This window comes from Agromyces excoecariae, assembly GCF_051715505.1.
Taxonomy (GTDB): Bacteria; Actinomycetota; Actinomycetes; order Actinomycetales; family Microbacteriaceae; genus Agromyces.
In genome coordinates, this window is sequence record NZ_JBPSLA010000008.1 from 157,217 (window position 1) to 180,136 (window position 22,920).

A 22,920-nucleotide genomic window follows, 5' to 3' on the forward strand; every position below is an offset into this window, starting at 1 on the left:
GGCTCAGCCCTCTCCGACGTCGGGCACGGCGTCACCGGGCGTCGAGTCGATCGGCAGTCGCACGGTGAAGCGCGTGCGCCCCGGCACCGACTCCACCGTCATGTCGCCGTGGTGCTTCTTCACCACGATGTTCCGCGAGATCGGCAGCCCGAGCCCCGTGCCCTCGCCGACCGGTTTCGTGGTGAAGAACGGGTCGAACAGCGCCCCGAGGTTCTCGGGCGGAATGCCGGGGCCGTCGTCCTCGATCTGCACCTCGACCACGTCGTCGTCGCGTCGCGCGCGGACCGTCAGCGTGCCGGCGCCGTGCATGGCGTCGATGGCGTTGTCGATGAGGTTGGTCCACACCTGGTTCAACTCGCTCGCGTACGCCTGGATCGTCGGCAGATCGGCGTCGTACTCCCGGACGACGTGCACGCCGCCCTTCAGCTTGTTGTGCAGGATGATCAGCGTGTTGTCGAGACCGCGGCGCACGTCGACGTCCTGCACGGGGGTCTGGTCCATGTACGTGTAGGTCTTCAGGGCCTTCACGAGGTCGACGATGCGCGTCGTGCCGACGGCGACCTCGGAGAGCAGCGTGTAGATCAGGAACTTCAGGCCGAGCCACTCGACGACGACGGGCGCCTCGTCGGCGTCGAATGTCGTGGCGAGGTCGTCGAGGTCGCCGACCGACATCCCGAGGCTGACGACGGCCGGGGCGAGTTCGCCCCCGTCGTCGACCTCGTGCGCGTCGAGCCAGTCCTCGACCTCGGCCTCGCGATCGCTGCGCTCGAGCGCGCCGAGCTCGATCGGCTGGTCGGCCCGCTCGACCGCGAGCCGGTCGAGGTCGCGGAGCTGCTCGAGCTTCGACCCGTAGACGCCGAGCCGGCCGAGCTGGAGCTGCGCCTCCTGCAGCTTCGCGAACACGACCATCGCCTGCGAGGCACCGCGCTGCGCGGCGGACGCCGGGTTGTTCAGCTCGTGCGCCATGCCGGCGCTCAGCTTGCCGAGCGAGGCCATCTTCTCCTGCAGGATCAACTGGTCCTGCATCTGCCCGATCTGGGCGAGCGTGTCCTCGAGCACGGAGTTCTTGCCGCGCAGCTCCTCGGTGCGCTCGCGCAGCTGCTGCTCGCTCTGGCGCAGCGCCTCCTCCGCGGCCTTCCGCTCGCCGATGTCGCGGATGATGCCCGTGTAGTACCGGTCGTCGTGCACCGTCCACGTCGAGAGCGAGAGCTCGATCGGGATCTGATCACCTGACTTCGTGATCGCCGACAGCTCGACGGTCGTACCGATGACGTGGGCCTCGCCGGTCTCGGTGTACCGCTTCATGCCGGCGCGGTGCAGGTCCTGGAATTCGGGCGGGATCACGAGCTCGAGCTGCTGCCCCACCGCCTCCTCCTCGGAGTAGCCGAGGATGCGCGACGCGGCCGAGTTCCACGACACGATCCGTCCGGTGTGGTCGGCCGAGATGATCGCGTCGATGGCCGACTCGGTCACCGAGCGGAACTTCTGCTCGGCCTGCTTGCGCTCGCTGATGTCTCGGATGATGCCCGTGTAGTAGCGGTCCTCGTCGAGGAACCAGGTCGCGAGCGACAGCTCGATCGGGAACTCCGACCCGTCGGCGCGGATGGCGGCCAGCTCGACGGTCGAGCCGATGACGTGGGTCTCGCCGCCCGTGCTGACGCGGTGGATGCCCGTGCGGTGCAGGTCGCGGAAGCGCTCGGGGATCACGAGCTCGAGCCGCTGTCCGATCGCCTCGTCCTCGCTGTGGCCGAACAGCGCGGTCGCCGCGCTGTTCCAGCTGCGGATGACGCCCTCGGCGTCGGCGGAGATGATCGCGTCGATCGCGGACTCCATGACGGACCGGAACTTCGCCTCGGACTCGCGCAGTGCCATCCGCACCTTCGACACCGTGACCTGCCGCTCGATGCGGGCGAGCACCTCGCGGGCGTCGAAGGGGATGCCGATGAGGTCGTCGCCCGCCTCGAGTCCGCGCACGCGCGTCTCGACGTCGGCGTCGGCGGCCATGAAGATGAGCGGCAGGTCGTGGGTGTCGGCGGCGCCGTGCAGCTCGGCCGCGAGGGCGAACGGGTCGGCGTGATGGAGCCCGGCGTCGAGCACGATCAGGTCGGGTCCGCGTGCGGCCGCGGCGTGCGCGTGCGCGGGATCGCCCTCCGCCGTGAGCACCGTGTAGCGGTCCTCCTCGAGGATGCCGCTGAGGTCGGCGATCGCACCGGCGTCGTCGGAGATCACGAGGATCGAGCCGAGCTGGGCCACGGAGGCCTCCTCCCCGTCGTCCGCTTCGTCGTCGCTGGTCGTGTCCCGCAACCCTATCGACGGGGCCGGGAGCGGGACTGTCCCCCGAATGGGTGCCGGGCCGGCCTCAGGCCGACGTCGAGAGCAGTGCGGCGACGAGGATCGCGACCTGGCCGAGGAGCACGAATGCGCCGAGCACGATCGCCGTGATCGAGAGCCACCCGGGCCCGGCGATCGGGTCGGCGCGGAACTGCCGGCGTCCGACGATGCCGAGCACGATCGCGATCGCGGCGACGGGCAGCGCCCACCAGGAGGGCAGGAGGAACGCGATCACGGCGAGCGCGATGCCGAAGATCGCCGCGAGCGACGGCCGGCGCGTCGGCTCGGCGTCGTCGGGAATCCCTCGGCCCGACCCCGAGCGGCCGCCGATCCCCCCGCTCACCTCGCGCTCTCCCGTGGTGCACGCCGTCGATCCGCCATGCACCCAGTGAACCGCATTCCCACCCGGGGCGTACGGATGCCGCGGCTCGCGCCTCGGCGGATGCCGCGGCCGATCGCAGGTCCGACGCATCCGCGGGACGCCGCAGTGCCCCGCGTTCGGGTGCCACCGCACCGACACGCCAGCGCGTCGCGGCCCTCACGGACGGAATGGCTGACTACATTCGGCCACGAGACACGGCCGCGGGGGGCGCCGAGAACGGAGCGAACGCGAATGACCGGAACCGAACCTGCACCCACCCCGGAGATCGGGGCCGTCCCGACCGAAGACGGCGCGGACTACCGCCCCGAAAAGGTCGACGCCCTCGTCGCCCGAATCGTGGCGGAAGAGGACGCCGAGCTCAGACGCGGCTTCGCCTCGGGCGCCGAGTTCGCCGTGACCCGCGGCGCCTCCTCGCGCGAGCAGATGCTGCACCGGCTCGAGTGCTCCACGATCGAATCGCACCTGGACCGCACGTCGAAGTGGACCGAGCCGCATCGGCGTCGCCTCGCGTCGAACCCGGCCTACCGGATCCCGATGCCGACGCTCATCACGCGGCAGGCCGCCCGCGACCTCTCGGGAGTGCGCTCGTGCCGGGCGTGCTGGCCGAACCCGACGGGCGGCGAGCCGCGACCGCTCCGTCGGCTCTCGGCCAAGAGCCTCGGGCCGCAGCACGTCGGCCACGTGCTCGCTCGTCCCGACGGCGAACCCCTCGGGACGATCGTGCGCTGGGGCGCGCGCACGGGAGCCGACCTCTTCGGCGTGGTGCACGACGAGATCGAGATCGTGACCTCGATGGGCGTCGAGACCGTCGGCCCCGACGACCACGTCGTCATCTGGGATCTGCCGACCGACGAGCAGGCGATCCGCCGGAAGGCGCAGCTCGTCCAGCGGTTCGCCGACCACCGCGACGGCATGGCGAGCTGAGCTCGGCGGACCGAGGGGCCACCGCGGGTCGCGCCGGGGCGCGGGTCAGCCGTCGATCCAGGGCTCGCGCCATCCGCCCCGCTCGGAGACGAGCGAATCGGCCGCCGCCGGACCCCATGTGCCGGGGGCGTACGCCTGCACCTCGGGCGGCGCGTCGAGCAGCGGCTGGATGACCCGCCATTCCGCGTCGATCGTGTCCTGGCTGGCGAACCGCATCCCGCCGCCGGCGAGCGCCGCCTCGAAGAGCACCTCGTACGGTGTCGGCACCTCGCCGGGCTTCGCCTCGAATCCCACGTCGAGCTCCGCGAGCTGCGGCGCCGCCGCGTCCACCCGCTGCGCCGCGAGCGCGACCCGCACCCCGAAGGTCGGCCCGAGGCGGACGACCAGCTCGTTCGACGGCGGGTGCTCGCCGCGCAGCCCGAACCCGAGCGACGGCGCCTCGCGGAAGACGACGCGCACCTCGGTCTCGGTCTCGTGGAGCCGCTTGCCGGTGCGGATGAAGAACGGCACGCCCGACCAGCGCGGATTGTCGATCCGGAGCTCGAGCGCGGCGAACGTCTCGGTCGTCGAGTCGGCGGCGACGCCGTCGACGTCGCGATAGCCCTCGTACTGGCCGCGGACGTACCGAGCGGGATCGGCCGGCACGATCTCGCGCAGCAGCTCGGTGCGACGGCGACCGATCGACGCGCGGTCGCCGGGCTCGGGCGCCTCCATCGCGATCGCGACGACGACCTGCAGCAGGTGGTTCACGACGACGTCGCGGAGCGCTCCGACCGGGTCGTAGAAGTGCCCGCGATCGTCGACGCCGAACGCCTCGGTCATCGAGATCTGGACGTGGTCGATGTGGTCGCGGTTCCACGTCGGCGCGAGGAGCGTGTTCGCGAAGCGCAGGAACGGGATCTCCTCGAGCCCGACCTTGCCGAGGTAGTGGTCGACGCGCAGCAGCTGCGACTCGTCGACGACCGAGTGCAGCTCGGCGGCGAGCGCCTTCGCAGAGGCGAGGTCGTGCCCGAACGGCTTCTCGATCACGAATCGCGCGTTCGTCGCGAGCCCCGCGCCGGCCACGCCCTTCACGACGGTCGCGAACAGGTTCGGCGGCACCTCGAGGTAGAAGAGCGGATGCTGCGCCTCGCCCATCGCCTGCTTCACGCCGTCGTACGTCTCGGGCTTCCCGAAATCGCCGTGCGCGTACGACATGCGGTCCATGAGCCGTCGGAACACGGCTTCGTCGAGGTCGCCCTCCTCCGCGGTGATGCTCTCGCGAGCGCGCTGCGCGAGCCGGTCCTTCGTCCAGTCCTCGAACGCGACGCCGACGATCGGGCAGTCGAGCAGCCCCCGCTCCTCGAGTCGGTACAGCGAGTGGAAGGTCTTCACTCGTGCGAGGTCGCCGGTGATGCCGAAGATCACCATGACGTCGCGACGCGTGGTCGTGTCATCCGTTGCCCCCATGGGCGGCAGTCTGGCCGAGCGCGCCGACGACGACAAGGGTCGGATGGCGCCGGAACCCGTGCCGGGCCGGCGTCCTGCCGCCGCCTAGACTGAACGGGCACTCGCGGGAGTGGTGAAACCGGTAGACACGCAGGATTTAGGTTCCTGTGCCTTCGGGCGTGAGGGTTCGAGTCCCTCCTTCCGCACTCGGCTCGAATCGGCTCGGAGATCGGGCCCGGCTCACTCACCGTACCTCGTGAGTGGCCGTGCGCGTTTCGCCATCGCCCGCTGCCCCCGCTCCCTCGAACGAGCGCGAGCGACCTGTCCGTCGCCTCAGGCGAGCGAGAGCACGAACGAGAGCACGAAGCCTGCGGCCGTGCTGAGCGCCACGGCCGGGCCGCCGTGCTCGTACGCCTCGGGCATGAGGGTGTCGGCGAGCGAGGCGATCACCGCGCCGGCGGCGAACGCGAGCGGCAGCGAGATCGTCTCGGGGTCGGAGTTGGCGAGCGGTCCCGCCCCGATGACGACGGCGAGGACGAGCAGCGCGGCGCAGGCGCTCCACAGGAGCACGATGCTCCGGGTCGACCGCCCCTGGCTCCGCATCGATGATGCCCCCACGAGCGACTCGGGCAGGTTCGAGACGAAGATCGCCGCCAGGAGGGCGAAGCCGCCGGTCCCGGCTTCGCCGAGGGAGACGCCGAGCGCGAGGTTCTCGGGCACGCCGTCGAGGGTCACGGCGGCGAGCAGCGCGAGACCTGCGGCCCCACGGGTGGTCGCCGCTGACGCCGGCCGATCGGACGCCGCGGCATCCGTGTCGAGCTTGACGCTGCCCTCGACCTCCGCGGCGGGTCGCGCCTGCCGTCCCGGCTGCGCCCAGCGGTCGAGCAGGGCGCTGAGGACCGCGAACACGACCGCGCCGGCGAGCAGGCCGACCGCCGCTCGGACGATCCCACCCCGCTCGTACGCGTCCTCGAACAGCTCGAACGCGAGCGCGGTGATGAGCGCGCCGGCGGCGAACGACAGCAGGATCGCGAGGACGCGCTTCGGCAGGCGGACGCGCGCACCGACGATCGCGCCGATCACGAGCGCGCTCGACGCCACGAGCCCGAACCAGAGTGCCGTCACCACGTGCCCAGTCTCGGCCGGTCGGCGTGGCCGGTGAAGGGGATTGACGGGCGCGAGCGCTCAGGCGTAGTCCGACGGGTGCCGACCCGCAGCGTCGCGTCGAGGCCGAACGCCTCGGCCGGCACGACGCGGATTCGGATCCGTACGATTGGACCGGTGATCGATCCGCACGAACCGCCCGCCGTCGCGCCGGGCACCTACGAGCACTACAAGGGCGCACGCTACGAGGTGCTCACGCTCGCCCGCCACAGCGAGACCGAGGAGTGGGTCGTCGTCTACCGCCAGCTCTACGGCGACTTCGGCGTCTGGGTGCGGCCCGCCGGCATGTTCGCCGAGCAGGTCGAGGTCGACGGACGGCTCGTCCCCCGCTTTCGGCGCGTCGACTGACGGCGAGCGGATGCCGCGGCGCGGCCGCCCGTGGGGAACCTCATCCTCACGGCGGATTCGGGGGCTGCCCCGATCGCCGCGAGGCATCCGCTCGCTAGACTGCTCGAACACCCCAGCCCACCGAGGCCGGCCGCCGCCGCGTCCGACGACAGGAGCACCACGCCGTGATCCACACCGCGCTCATCCCCTGGCTCGACCCGGAGACGATCATCCAGGGCGCGGGGCCGTGGGCGCTGCTCGTGGTCTGCTTCATCGTCTTCGCCGAGACCGGCCTGCTCGTGGGCTTCCTGCTGCCGGGCGACACGCTGCTCGTCATCTCGGGCCTGCTCTCGAACCCCGAGTTGGTGCCGCCGAACGGCGTGTTCGGCGTCTCGGTGTGGCTCGTCGCCCTGCTCATCGGGCTCTCGGCGTTCGTCGGCGGCGAGGTCGGCTACGAGATCGGCCATCGCGGCGGCCCGAAGGTGTTCGAACGCAAGGAGAGCGGGCTCTTCAGCGTCAAGAACGTCGAACGCACGAACGCGTTCTTCGAACGGTTCGGCGGGCTCACGATCATCCTCGCCCGCTTCGTGCCCATCGTGCGCACGTTCGCGCCGGTCGCCGCGGGCGTCGGCCACATGAACCGTGGCCGCTACACGCTGTACAACTTCATCGGCGCGGTGCTCTGGGGCTTCGGCCTCACGATGTTCGGATACGCGGTCAGCTTCATCCCGCCGGTCGCGTACCTCGTGCGCGAGTACATCGACCTGATCCTCCTCGTGGCGGTCGGCGGCACCGCGCTCGTCACCGCGTGGCACTACTTCAGCGAGCGCCGCAAGGCGAAGAAGGCCGCGGCCGCCGGAGAAGACGTCATCACCGACCATGAGGAGGCCGAGGAGCTCGTCCTCGACCCCGACGTGTTCGATCGCCCGCCGCACCTCGACGGCGAGCACCCGCACCACGGCGACGGGCACGGCGACGACCGTCCTCCGCACGAGGGCCGCTGACACCGAGGGCGGATGCCGCGGCGCGGCGCCGCACGCTCCGGCCCCGTCGTCGGACGAGGCCGGCCGCTTTGGACTGATCAGCCCGCGAACCACCCCGTGGCGCCGACGGTCTCGCCCATGCGCGGCACGTACTGGTCGAAGTACACCCTCGAGATGAGCTCCCGTCGGCTGCGAACGCCCGCCTTGTCGAACACCGACTTCAGGTGGTCCTGCACGGTGTAGGCCGACACGTGCAGCGTCGAGGCGATCTCCTTCGTCTCGACGCCCTGCAGCACGAGGCGGGTGACCTCGCGCTCACGCGGCGTGAGCCCGAACGCGGCGACGACGAGCGAGACGATCTCGGGCGGCCGGGCCTCCTCGATGGTGACGACCACGTCGCCGGTCGCGCCCGCGGCGCCGCGCAGCGGCGAGGCGTGCAGCAGCAGCCAGATGCCGGAGGCGGTCCGGACGCGGGCGCGGGCGGGCGGCGTCTCGGGTGACGCCAGCGTGCGACGAGCGGCGCCGACGAGCGAGGTGACGAGGCTCAGCGGGTCGCCTCCGTGGGCGGTGCCGCGCAGTTGCTCGAGCCGTTCCTCGGCGCCGACGCTGATCTGCGCGACCTCGTCGTCTGCATCGACGATGACGACGGCGGGTCCGCTGGTCTCGCCGAGCGGCACGGTGTCGTGCGCGAGGCGCGTGAGGATGCCCGAACGGACGCCGCGTGCGAACGACTCGGACAACGAGCCCAGGAACTCGACCTCATCGGCGGTGAACGCCGGATCGTCGCTGCCGCGGAAGATCGCGAGGCATCCCCAGACGGCGGCGCCGTCGCGGAACAGCAGCCGGGCCTCGTCGGCGAAGCCGTAGACGGGCATCATGAGCCGCGTCATCCGCTCGGACCGGTCGATCACGTCGGCGGCGGTGGCGTGCATGCCGATCGCGCGGTGCTCGCCGAGCGCGAGCGATCGGAAGGAGGTGGGCTCCTCCGAGCCGTACTCGATGATCCCGAAGAGGCGGTCGTGCTCGTTGTGCGCCTCGAGCGCACCGTACTTGCGGGCGCTCGTCAGCATCATGGTGGCCGGATCGTGGGTTCCGACGCACGCGCCGACCCACGGCACCGCGCGGCGCACCGAGTCCGTCGCCTCGCCGATGAAGTCGTCGAGATCGAGCCCGGCGCGCGCGAGCACGTCGAGGTCGCCCCGCACGCGGGCCCCGGTCAGCTGGGGAATCACGCGTTCAGTATGCGCCCACGACCGCCGGACCGGTATCCCAGATCGCTGGGAGTCCCGCGGACCCGCTCGGTGGGATCGCCGATTCCCCGGTCGATCGGGATACCGCGGGGCGCGGCGGGCCGCGCACGATGTCCGTCGTGACCACCACCACCATCGAGACCCGGTCCGTCGACGACCGCGGCGAGCTGATGCACGCCGACGACGCGACCGCGCAACTGTGCCTCTCGCTCGTCCGGCTCGAGGCGGCGCTCGTCGAGCGCGGCCTCGGCCTCGAAGCGGTGACGCAGGTGCGCATCCACGCGACCGAGCCGGGGTCCGCGTCGGAGCTGGTCGAGCTCGTGCTCGAGCGCTTCGGCGCCGGCAGGGCCGCCCCGGTCGTCGCCTGGGTCTCCGACGCTCGCGAGGACGTTCCGGGGATGCTCGTGCGCCTCGCGGCGGACGTGGCGGTCACCCCACCGACCCGAGTACCGAACCCACCCGCCCAGTGAACCGAAGGACCGACATGAACCCCTCACCGACCGACACCGACATCTCCACGCTCCGCGAGGCCGGCACCGTGCACCTGCCGGGCGATCCCGGCTTCGAGGCGGCGACGATCCCATGGAACCTCGCCGTCGTGCAGCGCCCCGCGGCCGTCGCGGTGCCGCGCACCGTCGACGAGGTCAGCCGCGTCGTGACGGCGGCGACCGCGCTCCGGCTGCGGGTCGCACCGCAGAGCACCGGTCACGGCGCTGCCGCACTCGCGGCCGGCTCGCTCGACGACGTCGTGCTCATGCGCCTGCACGAGCTGACCGGCGTGAGCATCGACCCCGTCGCCCGCACCGCACGGGTGCTCGGCGGCACGCTGTGGCGCGACGTCGTCGCGGCGGCGTCCCCGCACGGCCTCGCCGCACTCCACGGCAGCGCCGGCGACGTCGCGGTGGCCGGCTACGCGCTCGGCGGCGGCCTGTCGTTCTACGGCCGCGCGCACGGGCTCGCGTCCTCCCACGTCCGCGCCGTCGAGCTCGTGACCGCCGACGGCACGATCGTCCGCGCGAGCGGCGACGAGCGCACCGACCTGTTCTGGGCCCTCCGCGGAGGTGGCGGCGGCAACTTCGGCGTCGTCGTCGCGGTCGAGATCGACCTCATCCCCGTGCCCGACGTGGTCGCCGGCATGCTGCTCTGGGACCTCTCGAAGGGGCCCGAGGTGACCCGGGCGTGGGCACGGTGGACGGCGGAGGTGCCGGACTCCGTGACGACGTCGCTGCGCTTCCTCCGATTCCCGCCCGACCCGGCCATGCCGCCGTTCCTGAGCGGGCGGAGCCTCGTCGTCATCGACGGCGCGATCCTCGAAGACGACGACCGGGCGGCGGAACTCCTCGCTCCGCTCCGCGCCCTCGCACCCGAGGTCGACACGTTCGCGCGCATGCCGGCCGCCGGCCTCGTCGACGTGCACATGGACCCGCCGGGGCCGGTCCCCGCGGTGAGCGACCACGCGATGCTCGCCGAACTGCCCGACGCCGCGATCGACGCGCTCGTGGCCGTCGCGGGTGCCGGCGTGGAGATCCCGCTCATCTGCGCCGAGCTGCGCCACCTGGGCGGCGCGCTCGCGCGGCCCGGCGACGGGGCGCTCGCGCGCCTCGACGGCGCGTACGCGCTGTTCGCCCTCTCGCCCGCTCCGACGCCCGAGATGGCGTCGATCGGCGAGTCGGTCACGAGCGCGGTCGCGGCCGCGCTCGCCCCCTGGGCGAACGGCGGCATGTTCCTGAACTTCGCCGACCGTGGGATCGACGTCGCCACCGGATTCGACGCCGACGCCTGGGCACGACTCGTCGAGGTCCGCCACAGCGTCGACCCCCACGGCGTCTTCGCGGCCGCCCACCCGATCGGCGACGGCCGATGACCCCGACAACCACCGACACCACCCAGCCGAAGGAGCTCACCACCATGTCCATCCGCCGTGTCGCGGCCGCCGGCGCGTTCGTCGCGCTCGCCGTCGCCCTCCCGACCCTCCCCGCGCAGGCCGCACCCTCCGGCGAAACCGACCGACCCGACCACGCGAGCCAGGCCGCACTCGTCGCGCAGGTCCGCGCCGCCACGGCGCGCTTCCACGACGTCGATGCCGCCCTCGCCGCGGGCTACGTCGACACCCACGAGTGCGCGAGCAGCCCCGACGGCGCCATGGGCATCCACTTCGTCAACCCGACCCTCATCGCGCCCGGTGCCCCGGTCGACCCGACCCGGCCGCCGGTGCTGATGTACGGCCCGTCGGCCTCCGGCGACCTCGAGCTCTGGGGCGTCGAGTTCTTCGAGCCGGATGTCGGCCAGCCGACGCCCGTGTTCGGAACCGTGGTGTTCGACGGCCCGATGCCCGGCCACGACCCGGGGATGCCGGTCCACTACGACCTGCACGTCTGGACGGGCAAGCACAACCCGAGCGGCCTGTACGTGCCGTTCAATCCGTCGCTGTCCTGCTGAGGGTGCGGATCCCGCGCGCCGGTCGGTCCCGATGGGGACCGGCCGGCGCGACGCACGTCACGCATCGCGACCCGCGGAGTTCAGGCGTGCGTCGCCGATTCGTGGCGCCCGCGACCCGACGGTTCGAGCTGGAAGGTCGAGTGCTCGACGTCGAAGTGCTCGTCGAGGCATCCGCCGAGCTCGTCGAGGAGCGCCCCGACCCGCCCCTCGGCGAAGACCGCCGGTTCGACCTCGACGTGCGCACTGAAGACGTGGGCGCCGGTCGTGATCGCCCACACGTGAACGTCGTGCACGGCGACCACGCCGTCGGTCTCGAGGATGTGGTCGCGGATCTCTGCGACATCCGTCTCGACGGGCACCGACTGGCTGAGCACGCGCATCACGTCGCGCAGCAGCACCAGTGCGCGCGGCACGATGAGCCCGGCGATGAGCAGCGACGCGATCGGGTCGGCGGCGTCCCACCCCGTGGCGAGGATCACGATCGCCGCGGCGATCACGAGCACCGAGCCGATCGCGTCGCCGAGCACCTCGAGGTAGGCGCCGCGAAGGTTGATCGACTGCGTCGCGCCGCCGCGCAGCACGAGCAGTGCCGCGACGTTCGCCAGGAGCCCGACGATCGCGATCACGAGCATCGGGCCGCCGGCGATCTCGTGCGCCTCGCCCGACGCGCCCGAGGTGAGCCGCCCGATCGCGCTCGCGGTCACCGCGACCGCGACGACGACGAGCAGCACGCCGTTGAAGAGCGCCCCGAACACCTCGAAGCGCCGGAAGCCGTAGGTCTGCCGGTCGTTCGCCGGCCGCGCGGCGACGATCGCCGCACCGAGCGCGACGACGAGGCCGAGCAGGTCGCTCGTCATGTGGCCCGCATCGGCGAGCAGCGCGAGCGAGCCGGTCAGGACGCCGCCGACGACCTGCACGACGACGAACGCCGCGATGATCGCGATCGCGATCCCGAGGCGGCGTCGGCCGGCGGCGTGCGCGTCGGCGGCGTGGTCGTGCGAGTGTCCCATCCCCTCAAGCGTAGGCACGGATCGCGCGGCTCGCCGTTGATGGGAACGAGACCCGTTCTCACGCGCCCGACCGGGCGGTCGGGCGCCGGCGTCAGCCGAACCGTGCCACGCGCTCCAGTTCGGGCAGCAGCGCCCGGAAGGCGCGCGCGCGATGGCTGTGCGCGTTCTTCACCTCGGGCGCGAGCTCCGCGGCCGACACGTCGAAGCCGTCCGGCAGGAAGATCGGGTCGTACCCGAACCCGTTGGCGCCCGCGCGCTCGGTCGCGATGCGCCCGGGCCACGTGCCGACGGCGGCGAACTCGTGCGGCTCGCCGCCCGCGGCATCCGGTACCACCAGGGCGATGGTGCAGTGGAAGTGCGCGGTCCGGCGCGGGTCGCGGATGTCGCCGAGCTGGGCGAGCAGCAGCCCGAGGTTCGCCTCGGCGCCGCGCCCCGGCCCCGCCCAGCGCGCCGAGAAGATGCCCGGCGAGCCGCCCATGACGTCGACCGCGATCCCCGAATCGTCGGCGAGCGCGATGCGCCCGGTGTGGGATGCCGCGGCGCGCGCCTTAATGAAGGCGTTCTCGTCGAACGACGTGCCGTCCTCGACGGGCTCCGGTCCGTCGTAGGGCAGCACGGTGAGACCCGGCAGCGCCTCGCCGAGGATGTGCTGGAACTCGGCGACCTTGTGGGCGTTGTGCGTCGCCAGGACGACCTCGAGCGGCTGCGGCATCCGTCGGCCCCCGATCAGCCCGCCGCGCCCGCTGCGGCGCCGCCGAGCTGAGCCTCGAGCGCGGCCCGCTGGATCGAGGTGAGCTCGGCCGTGCCGGCGAGCGCGAGGTCGAGCAGCTCGTCGAGCTCGCGCCGGTCGAAGGGCGCCCCCTCGGCGGTGCCCTGCACCTCGACGAAGAGGCCCCGGCCGGTCGCCACGACGTTCATGTCGGTCTCTGCACGTACGTCCTCGACGTAGGCGAGGTCGAGCATGGGGGTGCCGTCGATGATGCCGACCGAGACCGCCGAGACGGTGTCGATGAGCGGCGTCGCCTTCTGCGCGATGAACTTCCTCCCGCGCGCCCACTCGATCGCATCGGCGAGCGCGACGTACGCGCCCGTGATGGCCGCGGTGCGCGTGCCGCCGTCGGCCTGCAGCACGTCGCAGTCGATCTGGATGGTGTTCTCGCCGAGCGACTTCATGTCGACGACGGCCCGGAGGCTCCGCCCGATGAGCCGGCTGATCTCGTGCGTGCGGCCGCCGATGCGGCCCTTGACCGACTCGCGGTCGTTGCGCGTGTTCGTGGACCGCGGCAGCATCGCGTACTCGGCCGTCACCCACCCCTTGCCCTTGCCGGTCATCCAGCGCGGCACGCCGTTCGTGAAGCTCGCGGTGCAGAGCACCTTGGTGTTCCCGAACGAGATGAGCGCACTGCCCTCGGCGTGCGCGCTCCATCCGCGCTCGATGACGACGTCGCGGAGCGCGTCGGGGCTGCGGCCGTCGGCACGCACGAGGTCGGGGGTCTCGGTCACTGGGTCCTCCTGTGGGTGACGGATGCCGCGGGCGCGGCCGGAAGCGTGAGCACACCGGTCTGCACGAGCTCGACCTGCGAGATCTCCGGGCCGATGAGGCGGTGGGCGAGGTCGAGGAAGGCGGCGCTCGAGCCGCCCGTCGCCTCGAAGCGGTGCACGGGCGGCTCGGGCGAACGACGTTCGAGCCCCTGCGACACGAGCACGCGGTAGACGTCGTTGGCGGTCTCGACGTCGCTCGAGACCAGGCTCACGCCCTCCCCCATGACGTACGAGATCGCGCCCTTCAGGAACGGGTAGTGCGTGCAGCCGAGCACCAGCGTGTCGACGCCTGCGGCGCGGAGCGGGGCGAGGTACTCCTCGGCGACCGCGAGCACCTCGGGCCCGGTCGTGACGCCCGACTCGACGAACTCGACGAACCGGGGGCACGCGGCCGACGACAGTTCCAGGTGCGGCGCGGCGGCGAACGCATCGTCGTACGCGCGGGACTGCACCGTCCCGGCCGTGCCGATGACGCCGACGCGCCCCGTGCGCGTGGTCGCGACGGCACGCCGCACCGCGGGCTGGATGACCTCGACGACCGGCACGTCGTAGCGCTCGCGTGCGTCGCGGAGCATGGCCGACGAGGCGGTGTTGCACGCGATCACGAGCATCTTCACGCCCTGCGCGACGAGGTCGTCGAGCACGGCGAGCGCGTAGCGGCGCACGTCGGCGATCGGCTTCGGCCCGTAGGGCGAATGCTCGAGGTCGCCGACGTAGAGGATCGACTCGTTCGGGAGCTGGTCGCGCACCGCGCGGGCGACGGTCAGGCCGCCGACCCCCGAGTCGAAGATCCCGATCGGTGCATCACTCACGAGGCACCAGCCTAGATCAGGCCGGCCCGGCTCCACCCTCGTCCGGGCTCGTCCCGGTCGCGGCGTACGCCGCCCGCACGACGCGGGCGATGCGGCCCGAGGACGGATGAGGAGGGTTGCGGGGCCACGCGAGGCGCACCTGCGACGGATGCCGCGGGAGCGGTTCGCCGTCCTGCAGCGCGTGCACCCGGCGGCCGCCGTGCTCGCCGCCGCGGCATCCCGACCCTCTCGCACTAGGCTGGCCGGGTGACCGGGTCTGCAGCGCTGTTCACCGACCGCTACGAGCTCACCATGGTGGACGCCGCCCTGCTCGACGGCACGGCCCACCGCGAGAGCCTCTTCGAGGCCTTCGCCCGGCGCCTGCCCGATGGCCGCCGGTACGGCATCGTCGCGGGCACCGGGCGACTGCTCGAGCTCATCGAGCGCTTCCGCTTCGAGGACGCCGAGCTCGAGTTCCTCCGCGAGCACCGCGTCGTGCGCGACGAGACCCTCGACTGGCTGGCCGACTACCGGTTCCGCGGCGACGTCTGGGGCTACCGCGAGGGCGAGGCCTACTTCCCCGGCTCGCCGCTCGTGACGATCCAGGCGTCGTTCGCCGAGGCGGTCATGCTCGAGACGCTCGTGCTCTCGGTGCTGAACTACGACTCGTCGGTCGCGAGCGCCGCGGCGCGCATGGTCTCGGTCGCGCTCGGCCGCCCGATCGCCGAGATGGGCTCGCGCCGCACCAACGAGGGGTCGGCGATCGCCGCCGCGCGCGCGGCGTACATCGCGGGCTTCGACGCGACGAGCAACCTCGAGGCCGGCCGCACCTGGGGCATCCCGACGATGGGCACGGCCGCGCACGCCTTCACGCTGCTGCACGACAGCGAGGAGGACGCGTTCAGGGCGCAGGTCGAGGCCATGGGCCCGGGCACGACCCTCCTCATCGACACCTACGACATCCCGACCGGCGTCGAGACCGCCGTCCGCGTCGCCGGCACCGGGCTCGGCGCGGTGCGCATCGATTCGGGCGACCTGCCGACCGTGGTCGCCGCGGTGCGCGAGCAGCTCGACGGGCTCGGCGCCGTGAACACGCGCATCACCGTCACGAGCGACCTCGACGAGTTCACCCTCGCCGCCCTCTCGGGTGCACCCGTCGACGCCTACGGCGTCGGCACCTCGGTCGTCACGGGATCCGGCTTCCCGGCGGCCGGCATGGTCTTCAAGCTCGTCGCACGTCGCGGCGACGACGGCGAGTGGGTGAACGTGGCGAAGGCGTCCACCAAGAAACTGAGCGTCGGCGGCCGCAAGAACGCCGCCCGCCGCATCGACTCGACGCGCACCGCACGCGAGGAACTCGTGTTCGTCGGCGACGGACCCGACGGCGAGGATGAGTTCGCCGACGACGACGAGCTGCGGCCGCTCATGGTGCGACTCATGCACGAAGGGCGAGCGGATGCCGCGTTCACGGGCCACGCGGGCGTCGAGTCCGCACGCGCGCATCGCGCCGAGGTCATGCAGGAACTGCCGATCGAGGCGTTCCGCCTGGGTCGCGGCGAGCCGGTGATCCCGACGACCTACCGATGAGCGCGAGCGGGCGTCAGCCCTTCTTCATCCGCTCGTAGATCTCCTTGCACGTCGGGCAGACCGGGAACTTCTCCGGGTCGCGGCCCGGGGTCCACTTCTTGCCGCACAGCGCGCGGACCGGCTTGCCGGTCATCGCCGACTCGAGGATCTGCTCCTTCTTCACGTAGTGCGAGAACCGCTCGTGGTCTCCGGGCTCGATGCTCTCCTCTTCGAGCAGCTTCTCGAGTTCTCGGTCGAGGACCGAGGTGCCGCCGCCGGGCGCGTCGGGGTCGGCGATGCTCGCCTGCACGGGTCGGATCATGCCGAGAAGTCTACGCCGCGATCAGGCGCGTACGGCCGCGGCGACGATCTCGGGAGCGCGGCGCTCGAAGACGCGGCCGCCCGCGAACACGCCGACCACGAGCACCAGCAGGCCGAGCCCGACGCCCGCCGCGAGGGATGCCGCGTGCCAGGCCGGGTCGTCGAAGATGCCGAGTGCGGCGAACCAGATCGCCGGCCCCGCGATGACCAGAGCGGCGAACATCGCGACGGACTGCACGAGCGCCGTGACGCCCCCGGTCGACTGCGGCTGCTGGAACGGGCTGTCGCCGGGCTTCACGACGGGGTACGGCATGGCGGCCGACGTGATCGACCCGACGCCGAGCCCGGCGAGCAGGAGCGCGGTGCTCACGCCGAGCAGCGACGGCAGGAGGCGCCAGTCGTCGAGCACGAACACGGTGACGGCGCTGCCGAGCCCGATCACGAGGATGCCGGCGACCAGCACCGGCACGAGTCGGCCGAAGCGGTCGGCCGCTCCGCGCACGCCCGACGCGACGTGCAGCCAGATCGCCGTGTTGTCGAAGGCCGTGTCGTTGTGCAGGCTCCAGCCGAGCAGGAGGCACATGAGCGGCACGGGGATGAGGCCGAGGTACATCGACGGCACCCCGGCGATGCCGAGCGGCAGCATGACGAGGACCGGAGCGACCGGCACCATCAGCAGCGAGACCCAGTACCGCGAGTCGCGGAACCAGTACGTGGTGCTCCGCGCCGCGATCGCCCCGGTCGGGCCGCCCGTCGTCCGGCCGAACCAGCCGAGCCCGTGATAGCTGCGCGGGCTCGCCTCGCGGCCGGGGGTGACGAGCATCCTGGCGACGAGCGCCTTCCAGGCGAGCCATCCGAGCCACACGCTCGCGGCCGCGATCAAGAGCTTCAGGGCCGCGATCCCCCAGGCACCGGATGCCGCCTCGCCGGGAACGGCGAACGCGGCCCCGAGTGGCGTCCACGACAGCGCCGCAGCGATCGCGCCGATCGCGCGCCGGCCGGAGGCCGCCCAGTCGACGGTGGTCAACGCGACGGCGATCGGGGCGAGCATGACGATGAAGAGCACGCCCAGCACGGTTCCGACGTCTCGCGCTCGGCGCGTCTCGAGCAGCAGCCCGGCGATGCCGGCCGTGAGGCGAGCCGCGAGGAGGCACGTCGCGAACGCGAGCACCGCGCCGAGGATCGCGAACACCGTCGACCCGAACCCGCGCGACCAGGTCACGACCGTGCCCGTGAGGACGATCGCGAGCGCGATCGCGGGCACCCCGATCACTGCGGAGAGCGCGAGCCCGAGCGCGATGGTGCGGTCGGGGATGCCGAACAGCGCGAACCGGCGCGGGTCCATCGTGTCGTCGATGCCGAACACGAGCGGCACGACGAGGAACCCGAGCACCGTGGCGGCCCCGCCGACGACAAGCACGTCGCGCACGAGCGCGACGTCGTCGACCGAACGGAGCCCGACCAGGATCAGGAACAGCAGCGCCGAGATGCCGAGTCCGTAGACGATCGCGATCGAGAGGCCGACGACCTGCCACGCACTCCGCTTGAAGATGTTCCCGAGCAGCCGCAGCTTCAGTCGGAGAAGCTGTGCAACCATTCCATGCCCTCCGCTGCCTTGCGCCCGCCCGCGAGCTCGACGAACCGCTCCTCGAGGGTGTCGCCCCGGCGCACCTCGTCGAGCGTTCCGGATGCCAGGACCCGACCGCCCACGATGATCGCGGCCGAGTCGCAGACGCGCTCGATGAGGTCCATGCTGTGGCTCGAGAGCAGGACCGTGCCGCCGCCGGCGACGTAGCGCTCGAGGATGTCGGTCAGGTTGGCCGCCGAGACGGGATCGACCGACTCGAACGGCTCGTCGAGCACCAGGACGCGGGGCGAGTGGATCATCGCGCAGGCGAGGGCGATCTTCTTGGTCATGCCGGCCGAGTAGTCGGCGACGAGCCGATCCAGCGCGTCCTCGAGTCCGAACGCGTCGGCGAGGTCGGCGCTGCGATCGAGCACCGTTCGGTGGTCGAGGCCGCGGAGCGAGCCGGCGTAGTAGAGCATCTCGGCGCCGGTGAGCCGGTCGAAGAGGCGCAGCCGGTCCGGCAGGACGCCCGTGATGCGCTTGGCTGCTCGCGGTTCCTTCCACACGTCGATGCCGTTCACGTGCACCGATCCGCCGTCGGGCCGCAGGAGGCCGGTGATCATCGAGAGCGTCGTGGTCTTGCCCGCACCGTTCGGCCCGACGATGCCGTAGAACGAACCGGCCCGGATCCCGAGGCTGATCGCGTCGACCGCGGTCGTGTCGCCGAAGCGCTTGACGAGCCCGTCGATCGCGAGGACCGTCGGGGCCTCGGGTGCCGGGGCCTCGCGGGCGACGCGGATCGTGCGCTTCTTCCGCACCGTCGCGCTCGCGCCGGAGGCGACGACGGCGAGCGGGATGACCGCGACGCCTCGCTCGCCCTCGTGGTCATCGGCAGGAGCCTCGGCCTCCGGTGCCGCGGGCGCCTCGACGGGCGCGGTCGTCTCGTGGTCCGCGTCGATCGCCTCCACGTCCGCCGCGGTCTCGACCGTCGCCGCCGTCTCGACATCCGGGTCGATCGTCTGGACGTCCGCCGTGGACTCCGCGTCCGATCCGGTGGTCTCCACGGTCGCGATCGGCTCGATCTCCGCGGCGATCGCGACCGGCTCGGCGGCCGTGTCGTCGCCCACGAGCAGGATGGCGTCGGCCGTCAGGTCGGTCCTCGCCTCGGCTCCGGCCGCGGTGCCCGCACCGTCGCCGGACGCATCCGTCTCGGCCGCGGCTGCGCGCTCCGAGTCGCCCTGGTCGGCGGTCGCCGGTGTCTCGTCGGGTCCGCCCGGATGCCAGGTGCGAGTCACCTCGGCGGCGGCTTCGGATGGCTCGACCGCGGACGATTCGATCGGGGATTCCGCGACCTCGGGGTCTGCGACGATCGGTTCGATCGGCCCGGTGGAGCGTCGCGGCTTCGGCTCGGCCTCCGTCGTGTCGGTTGTGACCGAGGCGGCCACGCGCTGTCGGGCGGATGCCGCCGTCTTCCGAGCTTCTGCCGCGCGTGCGCGGGCGGCCGCGGCGGATGCGGCTCGGGCCGACCGTGCCGTCTGCCCCTTCGCCGCGGAGGTGCTCGCGGACTCGGTCCGGGCCGCCGCGGCACGCTTCGGCGCGGACGCGGTGGTCCCGGGCGCGGCTTCCACGTCATCGGCGGGCGCGCCGGCCTTCGCGGAGGTCTCAGAGGCACCGGCGGCCGCGGCCTTCGTCGATCGGCTCGCCGACGACGTGGACCCGCCCTTGGACGAGCCGGACTTCGCCGACGCCCGCTTCGCGGCGGCATCGGACGCCGGCCGCTTGGCCGCGCCCGACGACGCGGCGGGCTTCCTCGTACCGGTGGAGCGCTTCGCGGCGGGCTTGGCCGGTTCGGCCGCCGTCGTCTCGATCGCGTCGTCGGCGGCGGTCGTCGCACGCGCCGCGGAGGCCCGCTTGGCTGCGGTGGATCGCGTCGCCGTCGACTTCGCCGAGCCGCTCCTCGTCGATGACTTCGTCGCCGCGGACTTGGTCGCCGACGCCTTGGCGGCGTTCGAACGCGCGGCCGCGGACTTCGCCGCGGTGGCACGGCCGGCGGTCTTCCCGCCGGCGCGGCCGGACTCGCCACGCCCCTGTTCGGACGCGACGGATTCCCCCCGACGATCGGACACCCCCGTGTCCGTGCCTTCGGGAGTCTCGTCCTCAGGACCTGATCGCGAAACGGAAGTCACCACGACAACCTACCAACCACCTCGCCCGCAGCCGTGGAGCCTTCACAGCGAATTCACGTGCGGCGAGCGGAAGCCCGGGCTGGGCGCAACCCGTGCGTCGCATCACGATCGCACTACGGCTTCGGCGCAACCCCCAGCGGCGACGGCCACTGTCCGGTATCCTGTAGCACGGCATAACGGCGTGTCCAGAAGAGAACTTGCGGATGAAGACCCGGTGAACTCGAACCGAATCGAGGGCAGCGGCATCCGATCGACGAAGGAGATGTCATGACCACGCAGATCGTGATCCTCGCAGCCGGCATGGGGAGCCGGCTCGGGCGTTCCCTCCCCAAGCCGCTGACCGAGCTCAACGACGGCCGCACGATCATGCGCCAGCAGTTCGACAACATCGAGCACGCGTTCGGCCGCAACGCCGCCGTGACGATCGTCGTCGGCTACAAGCTCGAGCACATCATCGAGGCGTTCCCGCAGGCGTCCTTCGTCTACAACGAGGAGTACGACCAGACGAACACCTCGAAGTCGCTCATGCGCGCGCTCCAGGCGTCGCAGCCGGGCGGCGTGCTCTGGATGAACGGCGACGTGGTCTTCGACCCGGCGATCCTCGACCGCGCGCTCGCGTTCATCGCGCGCGACCAGTCGTTCGTCACCGTCAACACCGCGAAGGTGTCCGACGAAGAGGTGAAGTACACGACCACGGCCGAGGGCTACATCAAGGAGCTCTCCAAGACCGTCAAGGGCGGCCTCGGCGAGGCCGTCGGCATCAACTACATCTCCAGTCGCGACAAGGGCACCTTCCTCGCGCACCTGCAGCGCGTCGGCGACCAGGACTACTTCGAGCGCGGACTCGAGCTCGCGATCGAGAAGAACGGCCTGCTCGTCGAGCCGATGGACGTCTCCGACCTGTACGCGGTCGAGATCGACTTCGCGGAGGACCTGGAGCGCGCGAACCACTTCGTGTGACCTGCGCACCACACAGCGTGGGAAGCGGATGCCGGCAGCGGCATCCGCTTCTCGCATCTCCGGGCGAACTCCGCGCCAGCACGCCGATCCCGGCGGTTCGGAGGGCCGCCTCCGGCCATCTACGATGAGAGCGTGATGAGCTACGCCGACTCGCATCCGTTCAGGCGGACGCCATGGGACGGCTATCGGCATTCGCTGTGGCTCCTCACGACGCGCGACCTCAAGGTCCGCTACTCGACCTCCGCGCTCGGCTACGTCTGGTCGGTGCTCGATCCGCTCGTCATGGCGGGCATCTACTGGTTCGTCTTCACGCAGGTGTTCGACCGGACGGTGGGCCAGCAGCCGTACATCGTCTTCCTGCTCGCGGCACTGCTGCCATGGATGTGGTTCAACGGGGCGGTCTCCGATTCCACGCGCGCCTTCCTGAAGGATGCGAAGCTGGTCCGGTCCACCATGATCCCGCGGACCATCTGGGTGAACCGGATCGTGCTGTCGAAGGGCATCGAGTTCGTGCTGGCGCTGCCCGTGCTCGCGTTCTTCGCGATCGTGTTCGGCGCCACGGTGTCGTGGGAGATCCTGCTCTTCCCGCTCGGCATCATCCTGCAGGCCGTGCTCACCGCCGCCGCCAGCCTCATCGTCGCTCCGCTCGTCGTGTTCTTCCGCGACCTCGAGCGGGCGGTGAAGCTCGCCCTGAGGTTCCTCTTCTACGCGTCGCCGATCATCTACGGCACGAGCGACCTGCCCGACGGGTTCTCGTTCTGGGCCGCGTTCAATCCCCTGAGCGGAGTGTTCAGCCTCTACCGCGCCGGTTTCTACCCCGAGGAGCTCAACTGGTTCGACGTCGGCGTATCCGCGGTGATGTCGCTCGCGCTGCTCGCCATCGGGCTCTGGATCTTCCGCTCGTCCGAGCGGCAGGTGCTGAAGGAGATCTGATGGGAGGAGCAGCACCCGTTTCGGCACCCCCGACGGACGAGTTCGCGATCCGCGTGGACGGACTCGGCGTCCGCTTCCGACGCAACCGCCGGGGTCGGCGATCCTTCAAGGACCTCCTCGCCGGCCGCAGGCGCCGCACGCGACCCGACGAGTTCTGGGCGCTCCGCAACGTGAACGCCGACGTCCGCCCCGGCGAGGCGATCGGCGTGGTCGGCCGGAACGGCCAGGGCAAGTCGACCCTCCTGAAGCTCGTCGCAGGGGTCATGATCCCCGACGAGGGCAGCGTTCGCATCACGGGCGGCGTCGCGCCGCTCATCGAGATCACCGGCGGATTCGTCGACGACCTCACGGTGCGCGACAACGTCTACCTGACGGCGGGCCTGCACGGCATGAGCCGGGCGCAGATCGACACGAAGTTCGACGAGATCATCGACTTCGCCGAGATCGGCGACTTCCTGGACACGCCCTACAAGCACCTGTCGAGCGGCATGAAGGTCCGCATCGCGTTCGCGGTCATCTCGCAGCTCGAGGAGCCCATCATGCTGGTCGACGAGGTGCTCGCCGTCGGCGACAAGGCGTTCCGCGAGAAGTGCTATCGCCGCATCGAGGAACTGCTCGAGGGCGGGCGCACGCTCTTCTTCGTCTCGCACAACGAGCGAGACCTCCGCCGGTTCTGCACGCGGGGCCTCTACCTCGACAAGGGCGCGCTCGTGCTCGACGCGAGCATCGACGAGGTGCTCGACCGGTACAACGCCGACTACGGCACGCGCTGACGCGGACGTCAAGCCCCAGCCGCGGCGGCGGGGCCCCGGCGAC

Annotated in this window: 23 protein-coding genes and 1 tRNA gene; 12 read left to right on the top strand and 12 right to left on the bottom strand. The window is 71.8% G+C overall.

Annotated features, from left to right (window positions below; genetic code table 11):
* Nucleotides 1-3: 3 nt before the first annotated feature.
* Complete coding sequence (locus tag ACSJD1_RS08870) at nucleotides 4-2,253, bottom strand: PAS domain S-box protein (protein WP_438854946.1); 2,250 nt, start codon at nucleotides 2,251-2,253, stop codon at nucleotides 4-6.
* A gap of 106 nt (nucleotides 2,254-2,359) precedes the next feature.
* The gene (locus ACSJD1_RS08875; RefSeq protein ID WP_438854947.1) at nucleotides 2,360-2,674 is read right to left on the bottom strand and encodes a hypothetical protein; all 315 of its coding nucleotides are present in this window, start codon (nucleotides 2,672-2,674) and stop codon (nucleotides 2,360-2,362) included.
* A gap of 270 nt (nucleotides 2,675-2,944) precedes the next feature.
* Here ACSJD1_RS08875 and ACSJD1_RS08880 point away from each other — a divergent pair, with 270 nt between their 5' ends.
* Nucleotides 2,945-3,637, top strand: coding sequence for a hypothetical protein (locus tag ACSJD1_RS08880; protein WP_438854948.1), 693 nt, complete (start codon nucleotides 2,945-2,947; stop codon nucleotides 3,635-3,637).
* A 45-nt stretch (nucleotides 3,638-3,682) separates the two neighbouring features.
* Here the strand turns inward: ACSJD1_RS08880 and zwf are convergent, their stop codons facing one another.
* Nucleotides 3,683-5,086 carry a glucose-6-phosphate dehydrogenase gene (gene zwf, locus ACSJD1_RS08885; protein ID WP_438854949.1) on the bottom strand — a complete coding sequence of 468 codons (1,404 nt, stop codon included), beginning with the start codon at nucleotides 5,084-5,086 and terminating at the stop codon, nucleotides 3,683-3,685.
* Between the two features lie 103 nt (nucleotides 5,087-5,189).
* Here zwf and ACSJD1_RS08890 point away from each other — a divergent pair.
* Nucleotides 5,190-5,271: transfer RNA gene (locus tag ACSJD1_RS08890), tRNA-Leu, on the top strand.
* Between the two features lie 127 nt (nucleotides 5,272-5,398).
* On the opposite strand, the gene ACSJD1_RS08895 is transcribed toward ACSJD1_RS08890, so the two are convergent.
* Nucleotides 5,399-6,193 (bottom strand): ZIP family metal transporter, encoded by a 795-nt coding sequence (locus tag ACSJD1_RS08895; RefSeq protein ID WP_438854950.1) that lies wholly within the window; start codon nucleotides 6,191-6,193, stop codon nucleotides 5,399-5,401.
* A 153-nt stretch (nucleotides 6,194-6,346) separates the two neighbouring features.
* On the opposite strand from ACSJD1_RS08895, the gene ACSJD1_RS08900 reads away from it, so the two are divergent.
* The gene (locus ACSJD1_RS08900) at nucleotides 6,347-6,577 is read left to right on the top strand and encodes a DUF1653 domain-containing protein (RefSeq protein WP_438854951.1); all 231 of its coding nucleotides are present in this window, start codon (nucleotides 6,347-6,349) and stop codon (nucleotides 6,575-6,577) included.
* A gap of 167 nt (nucleotides 6,578-6,744) precedes the next feature.
* Nucleotides 6,745-7,560, top strand: a complete 816-nt coding sequence (locus ACSJD1_RS08905; protein ID WP_438855047.1) for a DedA family protein — start codon at nucleotides 6,745-6,747, stop codon at nucleotides 7,558-7,560.
* Between the two features lie 77 nt (nucleotides 7,561-7,637).
* Here the strand turns inward: ACSJD1_RS08905 and ACSJD1_RS08910 are convergent, their stop codons facing one another.
* Nucleotides 7,638-8,771, bottom strand: coding sequence for a response regulator transcription factor (locus tag ACSJD1_RS08910; RefSeq protein WP_438854952.1), 1,134 nt, complete (start codon nucleotides 8,769-8,771; stop codon nucleotides 7,638-7,640).
* A 137-nt stretch (nucleotides 8,772-8,908) separates the two neighbouring features.
* Between ACSJD1_RS08910 and ACSJD1_RS08915 the strand changes: the two genes are divergently transcribed.
* The 3 genes from ACSJD1_RS08915 to ACSJD1_RS08925 are packed head-to-tail and all read left to right on the top strand — an operon-like array spanning nucleotide 8,909 to nucleotide 11,228.
* The gene (locus ACSJD1_RS08915; RefSeq protein WP_438854953.1) at nucleotides 8,909-9,259 is read left to right on the top strand and encodes a RidA family protein; all 351 of its coding nucleotides are present in this window, start codon (nucleotides 8,909-8,911) and stop codon (nucleotides 9,257-9,259) included.
* Between the two features lie 14 nt (nucleotides 9,260-9,273).
* Complete coding sequence (locus ACSJD1_RS08920) at nucleotides 9,274-10,653, top strand: FAD-binding oxidoreductase (protein WP_438854954.1); 1,380 nt, start codon at nucleotides 9,274-9,276, stop codon at nucleotides 10,651-10,653.
* Complete coding sequence (locus ACSJD1_RS08925) at nucleotides 10,650-11,228, top strand: hypothetical protein (protein ID WP_438854955.1); 579 nt, start codon at nucleotides 10,650-10,652, stop codon at nucleotides 11,226-11,228. Before ACSJD1_RS08920 ends, ACSJD1_RS08925 begins: the two co-directional genes overlap by 4 nt.
* 80 nt (nucleotides 11,229-11,308) lie before the next feature.
* Here ACSJD1_RS08925 and ACSJD1_RS08930 read toward each other — a convergent pair whose 3' ends face one another.
* The 4 genes from ACSJD1_RS08930 to murI all read right to left on the bottom strand — a co-directional run bounded on the left by ACSJD1_RS08930 (nucleotide 11,309) and on the right by murI (nucleotide 14,592).
* On the bottom strand, nucleotides 11,309-12,238 hold the full coding sequence (locus tag ACSJD1_RS08930) for a cation diffusion facilitator family transporter (protein WP_438854956.1): 930 nt from the start codon (nucleotides 12,236-12,238) through the stop codon (nucleotides 11,309-11,311).
* A gap of 91 nt (nucleotides 12,239-12,329) precedes the next feature.
* Nucleotides 12,330-12,950, bottom strand: a complete 621-nt coding sequence (gene rdgB, locus ACSJD1_RS08935) for an RdgB/HAM1 family non-canonical purine NTP pyrophosphatase (protein ID WP_438854957.1) — start codon at nucleotides 12,948-12,950, stop codon at nucleotides 12,330-12,332.
* Nucleotides 12,951-12,964: 14 nt separating this feature from the next.
* On the bottom strand, nucleotides 12,965-13,741 hold the full coding sequence (rph, locus tag ACSJD1_RS08940) for a ribonuclease PH (RefSeq protein WP_438854958.1): 777 nt from the start codon (nucleotides 13,739-13,741) through the stop codon (nucleotides 12,965-12,967).
* Nucleotides 13,738-14,592 (bottom strand): glutamate racemase, encoded by an 855-nt coding sequence (murI, locus tag ACSJD1_RS08945; RefSeq protein ID WP_438854959.1) that lies wholly within the window; start codon nucleotides 14,590-14,592, stop codon nucleotides 13,738-13,740. The genes rph and murI overlap by 4 nt, the downstream gene beginning before the upstream one ends.
* A 246-nt stretch (nucleotides 14,593-14,838) precedes the next feature.
* On the opposite strand from murI, the gene ACSJD1_RS08950 reads away from it, so the two are divergent.
* Nucleotides 14,839-16,158 carry a nicotinate phosphoribosyltransferase gene (locus ACSJD1_RS08950; protein ID WP_438854960.1) on the top strand — a complete coding sequence of 440 codons (1,320 nt, stop codon included), beginning with the start codon at nucleotides 14,839-14,841 and terminating at the stop codon, nucleotides 16,156-16,158.
* 13 nt (nucleotides 16,159-16,171) lie between these two features.
* Here ACSJD1_RS08950 and ACSJD1_RS08955 read toward each other — a convergent pair whose 3' ends face one another.
* The 3 genes from ACSJD1_RS08955 to ACSJD1_RS08965 are packed head-to-tail and all read right to left on the bottom strand — an operon-like array spanning nucleotide 16,172 to nucleotide 18,882.
* A complete protein-coding gene (locus tag ACSJD1_RS08955) occupies nucleotides 16,172-16,459 on the bottom strand; it encodes a DUF3039 domain-containing protein (protein ID WP_438854961.1) in 288 nt (95 codons plus the stop codon).
* Nucleotides 16,460-16,480: 21 nt separating this feature from the next.
* Nucleotides 16,481-18,055 carry a hypothetical protein gene (locus tag ACSJD1_RS08960; protein ID WP_438854962.1) on the bottom strand — a complete coding sequence of 525 codons (1,575 nt, stop codon included), beginning with the start codon at nucleotides 18,053-18,055 and terminating at the stop codon, nucleotides 16,481-16,483.
* Entirely contained in the window at nucleotides 18,031-18,882 is an 852-nt protein-coding gene (locus ACSJD1_RS08965; protein WP_438855048.1) for an ABC transporter ATP-binding protein, read from the bottom strand. Before ACSJD1_RS08965 ends, ACSJD1_RS08960 begins: the two co-directional genes overlap by 25 nt.
* A gap of 427 nt (nucleotides 18,883-19,309) precedes the next feature.
* Between ACSJD1_RS08965 and ACSJD1_RS08970 the strand changes: the two genes are divergently transcribed.
* From ACSJD1_RS08970 to ACSJD1_RS08985, 4 genes are all read left to right on the top strand, one after another.
* Complete coding sequence (locus ACSJD1_RS08970; RefSeq protein ID WP_438854963.1) at nucleotides 19,310-20,482, top strand: hypothetical protein; 1,173 nt, start codon at nucleotides 19,310-19,312, stop codon at nucleotides 20,480-20,482.
* Complete coding sequence (locus ACSJD1_RS08975; protein ID WP_438854964.1) at nucleotides 20,479-21,171, top strand: phosphocholine cytidylyltransferase family protein; 693 nt, start codon at nucleotides 20,479-20,481, stop codon at nucleotides 21,169-21,171. The genes ACSJD1_RS08970 and ACSJD1_RS08975 overlap by 4 nt, the downstream gene beginning before the upstream one ends.
* 135 nt (nucleotides 21,172-21,306) lie before the next feature.
* A complete protein-coding gene (locus ACSJD1_RS08980; protein WP_438855049.1) occupies nucleotides 21,307-22,104 on the top strand; it encodes an ABC transporter permease in 798 nt (265 codons plus the stop codon).
* Nucleotides 22,104-22,877, top strand: coding sequence for an ABC transporter ATP-binding protein (locus tag ACSJD1_RS08985; protein ID WP_438854965.1), 774 nt, complete (start codon nucleotides 22,104-22,106; stop codon nucleotides 22,875-22,877). Before ACSJD1_RS08980 ends, ACSJD1_RS08985 begins: the two co-directional genes overlap by 1 nt.
* The last annotated feature ends 43 nt before the right edge of the window (nucleotides 22,878-22,920 follow it).

Coding starts and splice junctions, on each gene's coding strand:
- ACSJD1_RS08920 (WP_438854954.1), top strand. CDS start 9,274: ATGAACCCCTCACCGACCGACACCGACATCTCCACGCTCCGCGAGGCC.
- ACSJD1_RS08980 (WP_438855049.1), top strand. CDS start 21,307: ATGAGCTACGCCGACTCGCATCCGTTCAGGCGGACGCCATGGGACGGC.
- ACSJD1_RS08925 (WP_438854955.1), top strand. CDS start 10,650: ATGACCCCGACAACCACCGACACCACCCAGCCGAAGGAGCTCACCACC.
- ACSJD1_RS08930 (WP_438854956.1), bottom strand. CDS start 12,238: ATGGGACACTCGCACGACCACGCCGCCGACGCGCACGCCGCCGGCCGA.
- ACSJD1_RS08955 (WP_438854961.1), bottom strand. CDS start 16,459: ATGATCCGACCCGTGCAGGCGAGCATCGCCGACCCCGACGCGCCCGGC.
- zwf (WP_438854949.1), bottom strand. CDS start 5,086: ATGGGGGCAACGGATGACACGACCACGCGTCGCGACGTCATGGTGATC.
- ACSJD1_RS08975 (WP_438854964.1), top strand. CDS start 20,479: ATGACCACGCAGATCGTGATCCTCGCAGCCGGCATGGGGAGCCGGCTC.
- rdgB (WP_438854957.1), bottom strand. CDS start 12,950: ATGCCGCAGCCGCTCGAGGTCGTCCTGGCGACGCACAACGCCCACAAG.
- ACSJD1_RS08985 (WP_438854965.1), top strand. CDS start 22,104: ATGGGAGGAGCAGCACCCGTTTCGGCACCCCCGACGGACGAGTTCGCG.
- ACSJD1_RS08880 (WP_438854948.1), top strand. CDS start 2,945: ATGACCGGAACCGAACCTGCACCCACCCCGGAGATCGGGGCCGTCCCG.
- ACSJD1_RS08960 (WP_438854962.1), bottom strand. CDS start 18,055: ATGGTTGCACAGCTTCTCCGACTGAAGCTGCGGCTGCTCGGGAACATC.